Origin of the sequence: Pseudomonas marginalis, from assembly GCF_900105325.1 — a bacterium.
Classification (GTDB): Bacteria; Pseudomonadota; Gammaproteobacteria; order Pseudomonadales; family Pseudomonadaceae; genus Aquipseudomonas; species Aquipseudomonas marginalis.
This window is the reverse complement of record NZ_FNSU01000003.1, coordinates 1,634,129-1,650,701: the sequence shown is the minus strand read 5'-3', so window position 1 is coordinate 1,650,701 and position 16,573 is coordinate 1,634,129. Positions and strand designations below refer to the sequence as shown.

The 16,573-nt window shown below is 61.8% G+C and carries 17 protein-coding genes and 1 pseudogene; 9 read left to right on the top strand and 9 right to left on the bottom strand.

Translation table 11 applies throughout. From position 1 onward, the window contains the following. The first annotated feature begins 1 nt into the window (after nucleotide 1). The 4 genes and pseudogenes from moaA to BLW22_RS16490 all read left to right on the top strand — a co-directional run bounded on the left by moaA (nucleotide 2) and on the right by BLW22_RS16490 (nucleotide 6,481). Nucleotides 2-988 (top strand): GTP 3',8-cyclase MoaA, encoded by a 987-nt coding sequence (gene moaA, locus BLW22_RS16520; protein WP_065924657.1) that lies wholly within the window; start codon nucleotides 2-4, stop codon nucleotides 986-988. 925 nt (nucleotides 989-1,913) lie between these two features. After that, nucleotides 1,914-4,100: pseudogene (locus BLW22_RS16505) on the top strand (ribonucleoside triphosphate reductase). Beyond that, on the top strand, nucleotides 4,097-4,792 hold the full coding sequence (locus BLW22_RS16495; RefSeq protein ID WP_065927214.1) for an anaerobic ribonucleoside-triphosphate reductase activating protein: 696 nt from the start codon (nucleotides 4,097-4,099) through the stop codon (nucleotides 4,790-4,792). Before BLW22_RS16505 ends, BLW22_RS16495 begins: the two are co-directional and overlap by 4 nt. A gap of 69 nt (nucleotides 4,793-4,861) precedes the next feature. Then, nucleotides 4,862-6,481 (top strand): methyl-accepting chemotaxis protein, encoded by a 1,620-nt coding sequence (locus tag BLW22_RS16490; RefSeq protein ID WP_074847050.1) that lies wholly within the window; start codon nucleotides 4,862-4,864, stop codon nucleotides 6,479-6,481. A gap of 966 nt (nucleotides 6,482-7,447) precedes the next feature. Here BLW22_RS16490 and BLW22_RS16485 read toward each other — a convergent pair. Genes BLW22_RS16485 through BLW22_RS16470 form a run of 4 tightly spaced genes read right to left on the bottom strand, consistent with a single transcriptional unit; the run spans nucleotide 7,448 to nucleotide 10,502 of the window. After that, entirely contained in the window at nucleotides 7,448-8,803 is a 1,356-nt protein-coding gene (locus BLW22_RS16485; protein ID WP_074847049.1) for a 4Fe-4S binding protein, read from the bottom strand. Next, complete coding sequence (locus BLW22_RS16480) at nucleotides 8,800-9,639, bottom strand: FTR1 family iron permease (protein ID WP_074847048.1); 840 nt, start codon at nucleotides 9,637-9,639, stop codon at nucleotides 8,800-8,802. Before BLW22_RS16480 ends, BLW22_RS16485 begins: the two co-directional genes overlap by 4 nt. 9 nt (nucleotides 9,640-9,648) lie before the next feature. Next, on the bottom strand, nucleotides 9,649-9,972 hold the full coding sequence (locus tag BLW22_RS16475) for a cupredoxin domain-containing protein (protein WP_074847047.1): 324 nt from the start codon (nucleotides 9,970-9,972) through the stop codon (nucleotides 9,649-9,651). Further along, a complete protein-coding gene (locus BLW22_RS16470; protein ID WP_074847046.1) occupies nucleotides 9,972-10,502 on the bottom strand; it encodes an iron transporter in 531 nt (176 codons plus the stop codon). The genes BLW22_RS16475 and BLW22_RS16470 overlap by 1 nt, the downstream gene beginning before the upstream one ends. Before the next feature lie 179 nt (nucleotides 10,503-10,681). Here BLW22_RS16470 and BLW22_RS16465 point away from each other — a divergent pair, with 179 nt between their 5' ends. Beyond that, nucleotides 10,682-10,891 carry a DUF3079 domain-containing protein gene (locus tag BLW22_RS16465; protein ID WP_053130271.1) on the top strand — a complete coding sequence of 70 codons (210 nt, stop codon included), beginning with the start codon at nucleotides 10,682-10,684 and terminating at the stop codon, nucleotides 10,889-10,891. Here the strand turns inward: BLW22_RS16465 and BLW22_RS16460 are convergent. After that, the gene (locus BLW22_RS16460; protein ID WP_065927208.1) at nucleotides 10,880-11,158 is read right to left on the bottom strand and encodes a hypothetical protein; all 279 of its coding nucleotides are present in this window, start codon (nucleotides 11,156-11,158) and stop codon (nucleotides 10,880-10,882) included. The genes BLW22_RS16465 and BLW22_RS16460 overlap by 12 nt on opposite strands. Nucleotides 11,159-11,226: 68 nt before the next feature. Next, complete coding sequence (locus BLW22_RS16455; RefSeq protein WP_027607159.1) at nucleotides 11,227-11,703, bottom strand: hemerythrin domain-containing protein; 477 nt, start codon at nucleotides 11,701-11,703, stop codon at nucleotides 11,227-11,229. Nucleotides 11,704-11,959: 256 nt separating this feature from the next. On the opposite strand from BLW22_RS16455, the gene BLW22_RS16450 reads away from it, so the two are divergent. Then, on the top strand, nucleotides 11,960-12,166 hold the full coding sequence (locus BLW22_RS16450) for a PLD nuclease N-terminal domain-containing protein (protein WP_074847045.1): 207 nt from the start codon (nucleotides 11,960-11,962) through the stop codon (nucleotides 12,164-12,166). 61 nt (nucleotides 12,167-12,227) lie between these two features. Here the strand turns inward: BLW22_RS16450 and BLW22_RS16445 are convergent, their stop codons facing one another. Continuing rightward, nucleotides 12,228-12,788 (bottom strand): type 1 glutamine amidotransferase domain-containing protein, encoded by a 561-nt coding sequence (locus BLW22_RS16445; RefSeq protein WP_065927206.1) that lies wholly within the window; start codon nucleotides 12,786-12,788, stop codon nucleotides 12,228-12,230. Nucleotides 12,789-12,818: 30 nt separating this feature from the next. Beyond that, complete coding sequence (locus tag BLW22_RS16440; protein ID WP_065927205.1) at nucleotides 12,819-13,322, bottom strand: DUF4142 domain-containing protein; 504 nt, start codon at nucleotides 13,320-13,322, stop codon at nucleotides 12,819-12,821. Nucleotides 13,323-13,508: 186 nt separating this feature from the next. On the opposite strand from BLW22_RS16440, the gene BLW22_RS16435 reads away from it, so the two are divergent. Continuing rightward, on the top strand, nucleotides 13,509-13,721 hold the full coding sequence (locus BLW22_RS16435) for a hypothetical protein (protein ID WP_074847044.1): 213 nt from the start codon (nucleotides 13,509-13,511) through the stop codon (nucleotides 13,719-13,721). A gap of 2 nt (nucleotides 13,722-13,723) precedes the next feature. After that, nucleotides 13,724-14,158 carry a DNA methylase gene (locus BLW22_RS16430; protein ID WP_065927203.1) on the top strand — a complete coding sequence of 145 codons (435 nt, stop codon included), beginning with the start codon at nucleotides 13,724-13,726 and terminating at the stop codon, nucleotides 14,156-14,158. Between the two features lie 245 nt (nucleotides 14,159-14,403). Here the strand turns inward: BLW22_RS16430 and BLW22_RS16425 are convergent, their stop codons facing one another. Further along, a complete protein-coding gene (locus BLW22_RS16425; RefSeq protein ID WP_065927202.1) occupies nucleotides 14,404-15,189 on the bottom strand; it encodes a DeoR/GlpR family DNA-binding transcription regulator in 786 nt (261 codons plus the stop codon). A 121-nt stretch (nucleotides 15,190-15,310) separates the two neighbouring features. Here BLW22_RS16425 and BLW22_RS16420 point away from each other — a divergent pair, with 121 nt between their 5' ends. Continuing rightward, complete coding sequence (locus tag BLW22_RS16420) at nucleotides 15,311-16,468, top strand: alpha-hydroxy acid oxidase (RefSeq protein ID WP_065927201.1); 1,158 nt, start codon at nucleotides 15,311-15,313, stop codon at nucleotides 16,466-16,468. The last annotated feature ends 105 nt before the right edge of the window (nucleotides 16,469-16,573 follow it).

The following is a 16,573-nucleotide window of genomic DNA, read 5'->3' as shown; positions in this document are numbered from 1 at the left end:
CATGAGCCTGGTGGATGGGGTGGGCCGTTCGATCGATTACCTGCGTTTGTCGGTGACCGACCGTTGCGATTTTCGCTGTGTGTACTGCATGGCGAAAAACATGACATTCCTGCCGCGCCAGCAGGTGTTGACCCTGGAAGAACTGCAACGCCTGGCCGCGCTGTTCGTGGGGCAGGGCGTGCGCAAGATCCGCCTCACCGGGGGCGAGCCGCTGATTCGCCCGGGCATTGTCGGGCTGTGCCGCAACATCGCGGCACTGCCGGGCTTGCGTGAACTGGTGATGACCAGCAATGGCTCGCAGTTGGCGCGACTGGCGCGGCCGTTGGTGGAGGCGGGGGTCAAGCGCATGAACATCAGCCTCGACAGCCTGGATGCGCAGCGCTTTCGTGGGATCACTCGCAACGGTGATCTGCGCCAGGTGCTGGACGGTATCGAGGCCGCGCGGGATGCGGGGTTCGAGCGGGTCAAGCTCAACTGCGTGGTAATGAAGGGGCGCAACTTTGACGAGGTCCCGGCGTTGGTGCGGTACGCCATCGACCAGGGGATCGACATCAGTTTTATCGAGGAAATGCCCCTGGGGGACGTGGGGCGATCGCGGGGGGAGACGTTCTGCTCCAGCGATGAAGTACGGGCGGTGATTGCCCGTGAGCATGGGCTGATCGATAGCACCGAGAACAGCGGCGGGCCGGCGCGGTATGTGCGATTGGCGGGGCATCCTGGGACGCGGGTGGGGTTTATTTCGCCTAATTCCCATAATTTCTGTGGCAGTTGTAATCGGGTACGGATGACGGTGGAAGGGCAGTTGCTGTTGTGCCTGGGGCAGGAGGATGCGCTGGATTTTCGCGCGTTGTTACGGCGCTATCCGTTGGAGGATGGGCCGTTGGTCGAGGCGTTGCACAGGGGGTTGAAGGGCAAGCCGTTGCGGCATGATTTCAGTGGGGCGGGGGAGGTGCAGGTGGTGCGGTTTATGAATATGAGTGGGGGGTGAGGGGGGTGAGGGGTGTGTGGGGTGGTGTGGTATTGAGTACATATCCGTTTCTTCGGTAACGGCTACTTAGGGTTCCGCTCTTACAGCGGGTCACTTTTGGAGGGACCCAAAAGTAACCAAAAGGTCCTCGCCCCAACACTCGGCACCTCGCCTAGGCTCGGTGTGCCCTCACTCCGGCTTTGGAGCGTGGGCCGCCGCGATGGGCCATCCATGGCCCAGCGCGGCTAACCCGGCGTCCTGCCGGGTTACCCACGCTCCAAAGCCTGCGTTCGGCCAGCGTGTTTGACGGGGCGATTTTAGATCAAGAGCCAAAGCGCGGCGGCCTTAGAGCCGACCGGAGTCGGGTCTGGTGTACTGGGTTAAAAATGTGGGAGGGGCGGTGCGACGATTCGACTTGCCCCCGATGAGGGTGGGTCAGTGATACTTGGGTTGACTGACTCACCGCTATCGGGGGCAAGCCCCCTCCCACATTTGGATCTCCATCCAGCAGGTAGACCTCAGCCTGCTTTTGCTCTGCTTTTGCTCTGGCTTTTGATCTTGATCCTAGGCGCCCCGTCAAACACGCTGGCCGAACGCAGGCTTGAATCCGTGGGTAACCCGGCAGGACGCCGGGTTAGCCGTCCTGGGCCAGGGATGGCCCATGACGGCGGCCCACGGATTCAAGCCGGAGTGAGGGCACACCGAGCCTAGGCGAGGTGCCGAGTGTTGGGGCAAGAGCCCTTTTGGTTACTTTTGGGGCTCTTTTCCAAAAGTGACCCGCCGTAAGGGCGGAACCCTAAGCCGCCGTTACCTAAATAACGGATATGTACCCAATCAAAAAAGCTTGACCCCGATCAAGGGACCCCCACCCCATTCTCCGTAACCTCACTGCATATTGTGTCTGTAAACCTAAAAATATCTACATGTAGTGCCTGGAGCCCGGAAAATGCAAAACACGCTCACCCCGCTGGTCAGCACCCGCCTACACAAACGCGACGGCAGCCTGGTCCCCTTCAACGCCGAAAAAATCCACCACGCCCTGACCGCCGCCGGTACCGCTACCGGCGAGTACCAGGAGGCCGACGTCGACCTGTTACTGGGCGCTGTCCTGGCCCGCCTGAGGGGCATCGAACGCCTGGACGTCGAACAAATCCAGGACAGCGTCGAACGCGTGCTGATGGACGCCGGCTACTTCCTCTCCATGCGCGCCTATATCGTCTACCGCGAACAACACGGCCGCCTGCGTCGCGACCGCAAGACCCTGGTGGAAGTCGCCACCTCGATGAACGAATACCTCGACCGCGAAGACTGGCGCGTGCAAGCCAATGCCAACCAGGGCTACTCCCTGGGGGGGCTGGTGTTGAACGTGTCGGGCAAGGTCACCGCCAATTACTGGCTCGACGAGGTCTACAGCCAGCAGATCGGCCGCGCGCACCGTGAGGCGGATTTGCATATCCATGACCTCGACATGCTCGCCGGGTATTGCGCCGGCTGGTCGCTGCGTTCGCTGCTGCACGAAGGCCTCAATGGCGTGCCGGGCCGTGTCGAAGCGGGGCCGCCCAAGCACTTGAGCAGCGCCCTGGGGCAGATGGTCAACTTCCTCGGCACCCTGCAAAACGAATGGGCCGGCGCCCAGGCGTTCAGCTCGTTCGATACCTACCTGGCGCCCTATGTGCGCAAGGACCAACTGAGTTACGCCGAGGTGCGCCAGGCGGTGCAGGAGTTCATCTACAACCTCAACGTGCCGTCGCGCTGGGGCACTCAGACGCCGTTTACCAACCTGACCTTCGACTGGGTGTGCCCGGAGGATCTGCGCGAGCAGGTGCCGGTGATCGGTGGTGAGGAAATGCCGTTTGCCTATGGCGACCTGCAAGCGGAAATGGAGCTGATCAACCGCGCCTACATCGAAGTGATGCAGGCCGGCGATGCCAAGGGCCGGGTCTTCACCTTCCCGATTCCCACCTACAACATCACCCACGATTTCCCCTGGGACAGCGAGAACGCCGACCGCCTGTTCGAGATGACCGCGCGCTACGGCCTGCCGTATTTCCAGAACTTCCTCAATTCCGATATGCAACCCAACCAGGTGCGCTCGATGTGCTGCCGCCTGCAATTGGACGTGCGCGAGCTGCTCAAGCGCGGCGGTGGGTTGTTCGGTTCGGCGGAGCAGACCGGCAGCCTGGGCGTGGTGACGATCAACTGCGCGCGCCTCGGCTACCTGTTCAAGGGCGACACCTCGGGCCTGTTGCAACGCCTGGACAGCCTGATGGACATGGCCATGGAAAGCCTGGAGGTCAAGCGCAAGGTGATCCAGCACCATATGGACGCCGGTTTGTACCCGTACACCAAGCGTTACCTCGGCACCTTGCGCAATCACTTCTCCACCATCGGCCTCAACGGCATGCACGAGATGCTGCGCAATTTCACCGGCGACGAGCAGGGCATGCACACCGAGGAAGGCCGCGCATTTGCCCTCAAGCTGCTCGACCATGTGCGCGCTACGTTGCTGCGCTTCCAGGAAGACACCGGCCACCTCTACAACCTCGAAGCCACCCCGGCGGAAGGCACCACCTACCGCTTCGCCAAGGAAGACCGCAAGCGCTACCCGGACATCCTGCAGGCCGGCAGCGACGTCGCGCCGTACTACACCAACTCCTCGCAACTGCCGGTGGGCTTTACCCAAGACCCCTTCGAAGCCCTGGAGCTGCAAGACGAACTGCAATGCAAGTACACCGGCGGCACCGTGTTGCACCTGTACATGGCCGAGCAGATTTCCTCGACCCAGGCCTGCAAGCAACTGGTGCGCAAGGCGTTGGGGCGTTTCCGTTTGCCGTACCTGACGATCACCCCGACGTTCTCGATCTGCCCGGTGCACGGTTACCTCGCCGGTGAGCATGAGTTCTGTCCCAAGTGCGATGAAGTGCTGGCACTGGCCGCTGCGCACTGAACCGATCTTCCAACCCGCAAGGAGATTCACATGCAAGCATCCCAGCCACAACGTCAGCGCTGCGAAGTCTGGACCCGGGTGATGGGCTATCACCGGCCCGTGTCGGCGTTCAATCCCGGCAAACAATCCGAGCACAAGGAACGGGTGCATTTCACTGAAACGGCCGCCGTGGCCGGGCGCCAATGAGTCGAGCGCTACGGGTCGGGGGCCTGGTGCCCCTGACCACCCTCGACTACCCTGGCATGCTCGCCTGTGTGCTGTTTTGCCAGGGCTGTGCCTGGCGCTGTCGTTACTGCCACAACCCGGACCTGATCCCGCCGCGCGGTAGCACGGAGGTGGATTGGCGCCGGGTGTTGCTGTTTTTGCAGCGGCGCAAGGACTTGCTCGACGCCGTGGTGTTCAGCGGTGGCGAGCCGACCTTGCAGGAAGGCTTGCCGGCGGCCATGGATGAAGTGCGGGCGATGGGGTTTCGCGTCGGCCTGCACAGCGCCGGGATCAAGCCGGCAGGGTTTGCCAATGCGTTGCGGCATGCCGATTGGGTCGGCTTTGACGTCAAGGCGCTGGCCGAGGATTGCCAGTTGATTACCCAGGTCAAGCACAGCGGCGCCGCCAACTGGCGCAGCCTCGACACCCTGTTGGCCAGCGGCGTCGAGTACGAGTGCCGCACCACGGTGCATTGGCATTTGATCGACCCCCCTCGGTTGCTGTTGCTGGCCCAGCGTTTGCAAGCCAACGGCGTGCAACGCTTTGCGGTGCAAATGGTGCGCACGGCCAGCATGCTGGATGCGCAATTGTCGAGTTCTCCGGCACAGGCTGCCTTGCCGGAGTTATGGAGCCGATTGCGCGAGTTGTTTCCTGCTTTTGTATTGCGAGGGTGATCGGCGCCCTCAAGCGGATTTTTATAGATGCTGCCCATGACGGGCAGGTTTTCATCAGGGACTATCACAATGAAGCAATTAACCACGGCACAACGCATTGTCGTCGGCTTCGCGATTGCGCCGCTGGCGCTGGTCGGCTTGGTGTTTTACGCCCTTCACGACCTGGCAACCCTCAAGCAGCAGTCCGAACAGATCGTGCAGCAGGACTGGCCACGGATCGCGCCGATCATGGTGATAGCCACCGGTGTGCGCGATAACGGGCGCAACACCCGCGACCTGCTGATCGACCAGGATAACCAGCAGGCCCAGGCCTCCATCGGCACCACGCGCGAACGCATCACCCAGGCGTTCGCCACCCTTGAGCCGCTGCTCGACACCGCCGAAGGCAAGGCCGCCTATGCCACCTTGAAAACCCACCGTGAAACCTACGTGGCGGCCTTCACCCAGGTGCAGGCGCTAATCAGGCAGGGTGCCCGCGAGCAAGGCCTGGCCCAGCTCAAAGAGCAGGTGATCCCGGCCGAGCTGGAGGTGTTCAAGAGCCTGGATGCGTTGATGGCCATGCAGGGGCGGTTGTTCGCCGAGCGTCAGCAGGCGGCGCAAACCCTGTATGACGAGGCGCGAGGCACCATGCTCGGGCTGTTCCTGTTGTGCCTGGCCCTGGTGGCGGCGGCGGCGGTGATCGTCACGCGCAGCGTCACCCGCCCGCTGGGCGGCGAGCCGGATGAGGTGGCGCGGGTGTTGAGTCATATCGCCGAGGGCGACCTGACCCTCGAGGTGCCGTTGGGCAACAGTATCGACGGCAGTGTGATGCGCAATCTGCACCAGATGCAGCAGAACCTTAACCAGATGGTCCGCCATATCGCGACGTCGGTGGACGGCGTGGCCAGCTCGTCGGAAGAGTTGAGCGCGGTGAGCGGCCAGACCAGCAGCAGCCTGCAGTTGCAGGGCCAGGAAATCGAACAGGCCGCCACGGCGGTGAATGAAATGACCGCCGCCGTCGACGAAGTGGCACGCAATGCCGTGAGCACCAGCGAAGCTTCGCGCCTGTCGGAGCAGACCGCCCAGCGTGGACAGGCGCAGGTGCAGGAAACCGTGGCGTCGATCAATACCTTGGCCACCGGTGTGGTGGAAACCTCGGAGCGTATCCAGCAGTTGGCCGGCCGTGTGCAAGACATCAGTAGCGTGCTCGAAGTGATCCGCAGCATTGCCGACCAGACCAACCTGCTGGCGTTGAACGCGGCCATCGAAGCGGCCCGCGCCGGGGAAGCCGGGCGCGGGTTTGCGGTGGTCGCCGATGAAGTGCGCGCGTTGGCCCATCGTACCCAGGTCTCGACCCAGGAGATCGAGCAGATGATCGGCAATATCCGCCAGGACACCGAACACGCCGTGGCCGCCATGCACAGCAGCAGCGAGCGGGTACAGGCGACCTTGAACGTGGCGCAACGCTCGGGAGAGGCGCTGGACGAGATCACCCGGTCGATCTCGCAGATCAACGAACGCAATATGATGATTGCCAGCGCCACCGAAGAACAGGCGCTGGTGGCGCGGGAAGTGGATCGCAACCTGGTGGGCATTCGCAACCTGTCCCAGCAGGTGTTGCAGGGCGCGATACATACCGAGACGGCAGGCCATGACCTGGCCGGAATGGCGGGGACGCTGCATCAGACGGTGGCGCGGTTCAAGGTGTAACTTCGGCTGGTGCGGTCAGGGGGCTTGTTTCCGTGGCGGCCTTCGGGTCGACCATGTCGTTGGATTTGATTGAGTACATATCCATTGCTGCGGTCACGGCCACTTAGGGTTCCGCTCTTACAGCGGGTCACTTTTGGAAGAGCGCCAAAAGTAACCAAAAACGCTTCGCCCCAACACTCGGCACCTCGCCTAGGCTCGGTGTGCCCGAACGAAGGCTTTGGAGCGTGGGCCGCCGCGATGGGCCATCCTTGGCCCAGCGCGGCTAACCCGGCGTCCTGCCGGGTTACCCACGCTCCAAAGCCTGCGTTCGGCCAGCGTGTTTGACGGGGCGATTTGAGATCAAAAGCCAAAGCGCGGCGGCCTTAGAGCCGACCGGAGTTGAGTCTGGTGTACTGGGTTAAAAATGTGGGAGGGGGCTTGCCCCCGATGAGCATAGGTATCTACACAACTCTTAAAGGCTGACACATAACTCTGTGGTGAGCGGGCTTGTCGAATCGTCGCACCGCCCCTCCCACATTTGGATCTCCATCCAGCAGGTAGACCTCAGGCTGCTTTTGCTCTGGCTTTTGATCTTGATCTCAGGCGCCCCGTTAACCACGCTGGCCGAACACAGGCTTGAATCCGTGGGCAACCCGGCAGGACGCCGGGTTAGCCGTCCTGGGCCAAGGATGGCCCATGACGGCGGCCCACGGATTCAAGCCTGCGTTCGGGCATACCGAGCCTAGGCGAGGTACCGAGTGGTGGGGCGAGAGCCTTTTGGTTACTTTTGGGCTCTTTCCAAAAGTGACCCGCTGTAAGAGCGGAACCAATAGCAGCCGTTACCGCAGCAACGGATATGTACTCATTCCAACCGGTCAACTCCAACGACATGGTCGGCCCGAAGGCCGCCACGGGAGCAAGCGCCCGCGCCACAGATACCCATGCTCATCAGGGGCAAGCCCCCTCCCACATTTGGATCGGTGTGCATCAGCCAGCCCACCCCCAGAACTGCAACCACCAGCCACACCCCACCAGCCCGTTACTCAGCAGTACGCACAACCACCCCAGGCAGCGCGGTCGGGTTCCAAGCCCCTGGAGCTGCCGCCAGCCCAACCACAAGCACCAGCCAATCGCCGCGCTCAACACCAGTGCACGAGCCGGTTGCACCCACGTCAATGCCAACCCTTCATAGCGCAACAACTTCACCGTCGTCGCCGACAGCCCCAGGAACAGCCCTGCACCCCCCAGGGGCGTGAGTGTCAGTGCCAAGGGCCGAAACAGTGCGCGGTCGCCGGCCACAGACGCGGCCAGGCGCAGCAGCAGCCAGCAGCCACCGCCGAGCAGCAGTGCGCTGCCAGCCAGGTACAGCACGATGCACAGGCCATCGAGCCAACTGAAGCTGTCGTTGAGTGGCGGGTAGTGGGTGAGCAGCCACCAGGGCGCGTTGTCTTGCAGCAGCCATAGCCAGTCGCGGCTTACCAGCCATTCGGCGAGTGTTTGTTTGAGCGCGATAAACCACGGGCTTACGGTCCATTGGAACGCGCCCATGGCCAGGCCGATCACGCCAAACAGCAGCAGGCGCGCATCCCACGGTGAGCCGGGTTGATGGGGCGCGTGGAGAATCTCCTGATTGCATGAGCGAGCGATCAGTTGCACCGCGCCGCGTTGCCCGCTGCAACGGCCACAGGCGTGGCAGTCGCTGGCGCCTTGCAGGCGGCGGATGTCCAGGAGTGGCGCGCAGTTGGGCAGCGGCAGGCGCGGGGCGTCGTTGGCTTTCCAGCGTTGTTCATCCACGGCGAAATGCACCGGCGCCAGGCGGGCGAGCAGGGCGAACACGCCGCTCACCGGGCACAGGTAACGGCACCACACGCGCTTGCCGCGCACGAACAGCAGGCCGACCGCCACCGCCGCCAACGTCGAGCCGCCGAGGATCAGCAATGCTGCCTGGGCGTAGTCGTACACGCTGATCAACTGGCCGTAGAGCGTGGTGAGGCAAAAGCCCAGGGTCGGCCAGCCGCCCCAACGCAGCCAGCGCGGTATGCCGAGGCCGCGCCCGTGCTGGCTGGCCCATTCGCTCAGCGAACCCTCCGGGCACAGCACGCCGCACCACAGGCGCCCGAACAGCACCATTGACAGCAACACGAACGGCCACCAGATCCCCCAGAAGATAAATTGCGCGAGCAGCGTCAGGTTGTTCACCATGCGCGCTTGGCTATCGGGCAACGGCAGCACGGCGGGCAGTACCAGCAGCACGGCATACGCCAGCACCACCGCCCATTGCATGGCACGGATCAGCCGGGCATGGCGGCGCATGCCATCGCCCAGTTGCTGCAGCCAGCTCATGCCGCGCGCCGTGAGCGACGCAGGCAGTTGCCCACCCATAGCCAGTAGCCGAGCAGTACCAACACGGTGATAAGGCTGGGGGCCGCGCGGTAGCCGGCAAAGTCGGCCAGCAGCGCGCCCAGGCCGTGGCTGTCGCTGAGCAGCGCGCTGCTGTCCCAGCGGCTGTCACCGATTGCGGCGTAGACCCACTCGGGCATGTCCATACCCAGTAGTTGCCCACTGATACGGTCCACGGCCGCGACCAGCAAGGCACCGCCGAGCAGCAACAGCAGCGCCTCGCTGAGGGCGAAAAACCGTGACCAGGAGATAAAGCGCCGACTGCCGCGCAACAGCAGCACGGTGAGCCCCGCCAGTGCCAGGCCGAGCACACCGCCGACGGCGAACAGGCCTTGCGCCTCATCGTGCAGGCGCGCTCCGGCGCCATACAAAAACACCACGGTTTCACTGCCTTCGCGGCTCACCGCCAGCAGCGCCAGTAACAGCACGCCCCAGCCGCCCTGGCGAGCCAGGCGCTCGTCGGCCTCGCGTACCAGGCTGTGTTTGAGCGTGGCCGCGTTGCGGTGCATCCAGAACACCATCTGCACCATCAAGCCGCTGGCCAACAGGGTCAGCGCCGCTTGCAGCCACTCGCCCTGTGGGCCGGTCATGGTGTCACCGGCCCACAGCATCAAACCGGCCAGCCCGGCCGAACACAGCAACCCCAGCAGCACCCCGGCCCAGAGGAAGCGGGCCAGTTGCGCATGGCCGGCCTGGCGGCTGATCCAGGCCTGCAGGATACCGATCACCAGCAGGGCCTCGACGCTTTCACGCCAGACAATAAACATCGATTGATTCATCAACGGCTCCTATTCGGCGAGGATGCTGCCTTCGGGCAACTGTGGGTTGAACTCGTCGACGAACGGGTACAACCCCGGCTTGAGCGGGTGGATCACCACAAAGGTGGTCACCCCCGCAGACAACACCTTCTCGACCCGCAACGGCGTGCTTTCGAATTCGGCCGGGCCTTGGCCGATGTTCTTGAGCACGATCTTGAAACGCTCATCGGCCTTGACCACCAGTTGTGGCGGGTCGAAGTGGCCGTCCTGCAGGCTCAACTCATAGGTGGGCAACGGCGCCGCCACTGCCGCACCGCTTAGCAGCAGGCCGCCGAGCAACAGGGCGCGGCGCATCAATAGCCGCCTTTTTTGCCGATGCCGGCGTAGACGAATTCGTAGTGCACTTCGCAGCGTTCGAACCACGGGGCGACCCCGGTTTCCTTGTCGGTATGACGGCCCAGGGAGTGGTGGCCGGTGGGCGGCAATACGCTGAAGGTGAGGGTGTATTTGCCCGGGCCTTGCAGCTTGACGTTATCGCCGTAGTGCGGCCCGTCGTTGGCGACCATGGCGTGGAAGTCGCCGCTGATGGGCGTGTCGCTGCCTTGTTTCTTCAGGGTGAAAGACAGGTTGAGGTAGGGCACGAAACTGCCCTCCTGAAACCCTTGGGCGTTGTCCGCCGTGGCGCGTACATCGGCCTCCAGGTGCACATCGGAATCGGCCGTGGCGCGCATCATGCCGGCGGGTGCCATCTCGATCGGCTGGAGGTACACCGCGCCGATTTCCAGGCCCGGGCAGTGTTGCGGTTCGCCGATTGGATACTCCTTGGCAACTGCCACGGAGGTGCTCAGCAGCAGGGCAAGGCACAGCAAAGAAGGGGTATGCATGGAGGCTTCCTGATGGGTGTGGAGAGAGAACCCGAGTCTAGGAAGATCAGCAGTAAATAATAATGATTCTTGTCAAGTTCCGAGGATATTTCATCTTGGCCAGGCTTGATGCCGGTCAAGGTTGTACAGGCTGTATGGGGGTAGGTTGCAGGGAGTGTTCGTCGCCAGGGAGTCGACTCATGGCCAAGCCTTTTCCGCTGCACCCCAAGCATCCCGAACGTATCTGTTGGGGCTGTGATCGCTACTGTGCTGCCACCGACCTGGCTTGCGGCAATGGCGCCGACCGCACCATGCACCCGGCCGAGATGATCGGGGATGACTGGTACGAGCATGGCGACTGGGGGCTTGCGCCCGAGCCGCCGGTGGCGGATGAGCCGTCAGCTGCCTGAGCGGGGTTTTTCCTTGTCGTCTTTAGGGGTGTCAGCCGGCCTGACGGGTTTGCTCGGCGGTTTGGCGGTGTCCTTGGTTTTTTTGTCGCTGTCCGAGGGGCTGCTGGGGTAGGTCCCCGGTGGCAGGGCGGTGCCGGCGGCGCTGTCGCCACTCAAGGCGTTGGCGGCAGGTTCCGGGTTATCGCCAAAGGCGGCGAGGGCGGGGCCGGAGAGCAGGGCTGACAGGCCGACGATAAGCACAATCCGTTGGGACGATCTGGTCTTCATGACGCTATCCCCTATCGTGTAGATGTATCAGGAGCCTGGATGAATTCCAGGCTCCGGTCCTGCCTCGATCAAGCCGCCATGGGCTTGCTTGATTGCGACTTTTTATGCGCCGCTTTCATGGCTTCCATTTCGGCGCCCAACTCTTCAAGCAGCGCCTTGCCGAGCAGTTTTTTGGCCTGAGGGAACATCTCGGTTTCCTCTTCTTCGATATGGTGCTCGAGCAATTCCTTGACCACCTTGACGCGGCCGGAAAACTCGGTGGTCGACGGTTCGGTCTGCTTCAGGTCGGGCAGCACCAGGGCGTCGACGGTGCGGTGCTCTTCCTTGGCCTCGTGGTACATGATGTCCTGTTCCTTGCCGCCGGCCTTTCTGAACGCCGGGTAGAGGATTTCTTCTTCCAGCCTGGTGTGCAGGCTGATTTCCGCTTCCAGCTTGGCCAGCAGCTCCGTGCGCTTTTTCACCCCGCGTTCGGTGGATTCACTCAATTGAGTCAACAGGGCCTTTACGCGTTCGTGGTCGGCTTTGAGCAGGTCAATGGCATTCATCGGTGACACCTCACGGGAAACTCAGGGCGCGTCGATATGCACGCCTCGTCCCGTGCAGTGGTGCATCAGGCGTACCAACTTGAGCGATTTTAAATTGGCCTTTTAATTCAATTGGTTGAAGAGGATTGGAGAGAGGGCCTGTCGTGCAGGTTGCATGGTCGGCCTGGGGGCACGTTGCATTCCACCACCCAGGAAAATTTAAATGAACCCTCGCGGCCGATGCTTGAACTAACGCATACGACCTAGGAGGTGAAGCATGGAAATTCAATATATCTGGATTGCGTTGGCGGTAGTTCTGCTGCTTTTGGAATTGTGGGCGATCAATATCGTATTGCGCAGCACCAGTGGCTGGGAGACCAAGGGCTTATGGCTGGTGATCCTGATCTTCGTACCGCTGCTGGGCCTGATTGCATGGGCCATGTTCGGGCCCAAGCGGGAGATGCCGGAACAGCGTAAAAGCTGAGTGGCAGGGGTAAAGCAAAACAGGCGCCGAAAGGCGCCTGTTTGCGTTCAACGTTGGCGGTTCAACCAGCGACAGCCTGGGCAATCGCCTCGTTGAAAGCAGGCAGATCGTCCGGTGTACGCGAGGTGATCAAGGTCCAGCCATTGGCCTGGCATTGCTTGACTTCGGTATCGACCCACCCGGCCGCGCCAGCGTTTTCCAGGTCGATGCGCACGCTTTTGTACGAGGTCAGGGTCTTGCCCTTGATTACGCCGGCGTCGATCAGCGTCCATGGGCCGTGACAGATCGCCGCGATGGTTTTACCGGCTTGGGCAAAGTCCTTGATCAGGCGCAGCGCCGCCGCGTCCTGGCGCAGGGTATCGGCATTGACGGTACCGCCAGGGATCACAAGGGCGTCAAAGTCGCTGCTGGCCACGTCCGACAGTTGCACGTCGGATTCCACGGTTTTGTCCTTTTCGGTGTCGCCGACAAAGGTCTGGGTGGAGCCGCCTTTGCTGGACGCGTGGGTCACCGTGGCGCCATAGCCGCGCAGTGCTTCCAGGGGCTTGAGCAGTTCGTCGCGCTCGATGCCGGTGTTGGAGGTGATGACCAGAATCTTCTTGCCGTTGAGTTGCGAACTCATGATCGAATGTCTCCTTGAGTCAGGAATGAATTAATGGTCGTGCTTGGCTTGCAGCTCCTTGGCCATTTTCAAATGGGCTTCAAGGGTTGGCAGCGTCTTGGTGGCGAAGGCTTTCAGCTCGGCATTGTCCGAGGAAGCGGCTTCCTTCTTGAACAGCTCGACGGTTTTTTCATGGGCGTCGACCTGGTTGTTGGCGTAGGCCTTGTCAAATGATTCGTCGCGCAGTTCCAGGATGGCTTTCTTGGCCTTGTCAGTCAGGGCCGCGTCATCCGGCACTTCGATGTCGAGTTTTTTTGCCAGGGCCATCAGTTCCTGATTGGCCTTGGTATGGTCGGTGACCATGTGCTGGGCAAACGTCTTCACGTCGGCCGAGCTGCTTTTTTCGAGGGCCAGTTTGCCGGCTTCCACCTCGGTGATACCGCCTTGGGCTGCGTCATCGACGAAGCTGTTGGAGGTGGCGGCCATGGCGTTGGATATTGCGCCCGCAACCAGTACGAAAGTCAGGCCCATTTGTTTCATCAGCAGAGTGGTCATGATGGAGCTCCTTGAAAGTGGCGGGATGCCGTTACCTGACTGTTGAGCCGAGGCCGGGGCAAAAGGTTTAAATTTTTTTGTTCCTGTTTGTCCGCGGCAATTTCCTTGAACTATCGACATTCACAGGCCTCTGCTGCGTAAGTGCCCGCCGCTTTCGCGAGCCTTCAACTGCCAGGAGATTTCACTGTGACTGCCGATAAAACCCCAGACCCGATCAGTTCCGAACAGGCGCAAAAAGGTACTGATAAAGCCGCCAAGGGCCAGCCACTGGAACGCCCGAATCCCAGCACCGAAACCGTCGACAAAGTGCTGACACCCACCTCGATCAAGGACACCGAACGCCAGGCCGACGCCATCAACGAACAGGCGGATGATGCCGAGCGCAAGCTGGGGCACTGAGCATGGCCAAGTCTATTTCAGCGGCTGAACTGGGCATCGATCTCAAGCCTGGGGATGACGCCAGCCTGTTCAAGTGGCTTGTCGCCAGCTTCCTGATGGGCAAGCGCATCCAGGCGCCGATTGCGGCGCAGGCCTACAAGGTGATCGTTGAGGAAGAGGGGCGCGATACGGCGCGCAAGCTGCAACATTGCACCTCCAAGGAATTGGTGGCGATGTTGGGGCGTGGCCACTACGTGCGGTACGACGAAAGCACCGCACAGCGCCTGCTGGACCTGAGTGCCAAGCTGAACGCCGAGTACGCCGGCAAGATCAGCCACATCCGCAGTGCCAGCGAAAACCGCCAGGCGTTCGAACAGCGCCTGGGTGAATTTGACGGCGTGGGGCCCAAGACCATCGAGATTTTCATGCGCGATGCGGCCAAGGTGCTGTCGTGGTGAGCAGGCTTGTTGTGGCTAGTGAGCTTGCTGTGGTGAGCAAGCTTTTTTGGGGTGAGTGAGCTTGTTGTGGTGAGCGGGCTTGCCCCGCGCTGGGCTGCGAAGCAGCCCTAAAACCAGTCACCGCGTTCAGGCAGGCAGGATAATGGCGGTGGCCTTATGAGGGGCCGCTACGCGCCCCAGCGCGGGGCAAGCCCGCTCACCACAAAAAAAGCCTGCCAGCCACACCGCCATTTGATGCCCTGTACCTACTCGACCTCGACCCGCAACACCTCCAACCCTAACTGCTCATACGCCTCCACACTCGGCACATGCCACTCCGTGATCAACGTGTGAATACGGTTGCACGGAGCCACCACAAACGGTTCAACCGCACCCAGTTTGTCGGCCATGGTCACCGCCACCACATGGGAGGCGCTGTCGAGCAGGGCCTGCTTGACCGCGACTTCATCAAAATGCAGCGAGCTGATGCCCACTTGCGGATGCAGTGCGCATACCCCGGTAAACAGCAGGTCGGCCTTGATGCCCTGGATCAGGCGCACCGCCTCGTGACCGCTGGTGGACAAGGTGGCCGGGTTGAGTTGGCCGCCGGCAAGTATCACTTTCACATCGCGGTGGTCGGCCAGGGCGATGGCGATCATCGGTGATGGCGTGACCACCGTGAGGCGGATCGAATGCGGCAATGACTGGGCGATCTGCAAGGTGGTGGAGCCGGAATCGAACAGCACGATCTGGCCGTCTTGCACCTGGTCGGCGGCGAGTTGCGCGAGTTGACGCTTGGCTTCATTGGTCTCGCCGACGCGGGTGAAGAAGTCCTTGCCGGTGTCCTTGGGCCGGGGCAGGGCGCCACCGTGCACGCGCTGCAACAGGCCGGCGGCGGCGAGTTCGCCGAGGTCGCGGCGGATGGTGTCCTGGGACACGGCGAAGTGCTCCACCAGCTCCGAGGCAGTGACTTTGCCGTCGCGTTCCAGCAATAACAGGATCTTTTGTTTTCGCAGGGAAGGCAGGTCGATGGCGTGATGGGTGTTGTGCATGTTTGTGCGCTTTTTTGCGGGTTTATGCGAGATTAGTCTGCAGTCGATATAAACGCAATGGCTGGTTGCCCACCCGTGGGGCGGTTACTCTCTGCGCTCAGTTCAGGGAGAGGTGACCTAGATGTCGTTGATTACAACCATCGAAGATTTACGCAAGCTGGCGCAAAAGCGGGTGCCACGGATGTTCTACGATTACGCCGATTCCGGGTCCTGGACTGAAAGCACCTACCGCGCCAATGAAAGCGATTTTGCCCGGATCAAATTCCGCCAGCGCGTGGCGCGCAATATCGATGAACGTTCGATCCGCGCCACCATGCTCGGCCAGGACATGGCCATGCCCGTTGCCTTGGCCCCCACCGGTCTGGCGGGCATGCAACATGCCGATGGCGAGATTCTTACCGCCCGGGCCGCCGCCGCGTTTGGCCTGCGCTATACCTTGTCGACCATGAGTATCTGTTCGTTGGAGGACATCGCCGAACAGGTCGGCAAGCCGTTCTGGTTCCAGCTGTATGTGATGCGCGACCGTGGCTTTGTCGAGCAATTGATCGAGCGTGCCAAGGCGGCCGGTGTGGACGCACTGGTGCTGACCCTGGACCTGCAGATCCTCGGGCAGCGTCACAAGGATTTGATCAACGGCTTGTCGGCACCGCCCAGGTTGACCTTGCCGAACCTCCTCAACATGGCCACCAGGCCGCGCTGGGTGATGGGCATGCTCGGTACCCGGCGGCGTGGCTTCGGCAATATCGTCGGGCATGTGAAGGGCGTCGCGGACATGGGTTCGCTGTCATCGTGGACCGCCCAGCAATTCGACCCGCGCCTGAGCTGGGACGATGTGGAATGGATCAAGCAGTGCTGGGGCGGCAAGCTGATCATCAAGGGCATCCTCGATGTGGAAGACGCGCGCCTGGCTGCCAATTCCGGGGCGGATGCACTGGTGGTGAGCAACCACGGTGGCCGCCAGTTGGATGGTGCGCCGTCGAGCATCAGCCAGTTGCCGGCGATTGTCGACGCGGTGGGCGAGCGCATTGAGGTGTGGCTGGACGGCGGCATTCGCTCCGGCCAGGACGTGCTCAAGGCGATGGCACTCGGCGCCAAGGGCACCATGATCGGTCGCCCGCATTTGTATGGTCTGGGCGCGATGGGCGAAGCAGGGGTGACCAAGGCGCTCGAGATCATCGCCCGTGAATTGGACGTGTCGATGGCGCTGTGTGGCTATAACGATATACGCGATGTGAATCGCGAGATTCTGCTGCCGGGTACATTTCCAAAAATCGTTTAATCAGCAAAAAAATCGTAAAAAAATAAAAAGAGTTGTCCACGAAAACCGTGGGTATCTCTGTGGATAACTTTGCGAACGCCCGGCAGGGTTGGCGATTTAACCAAA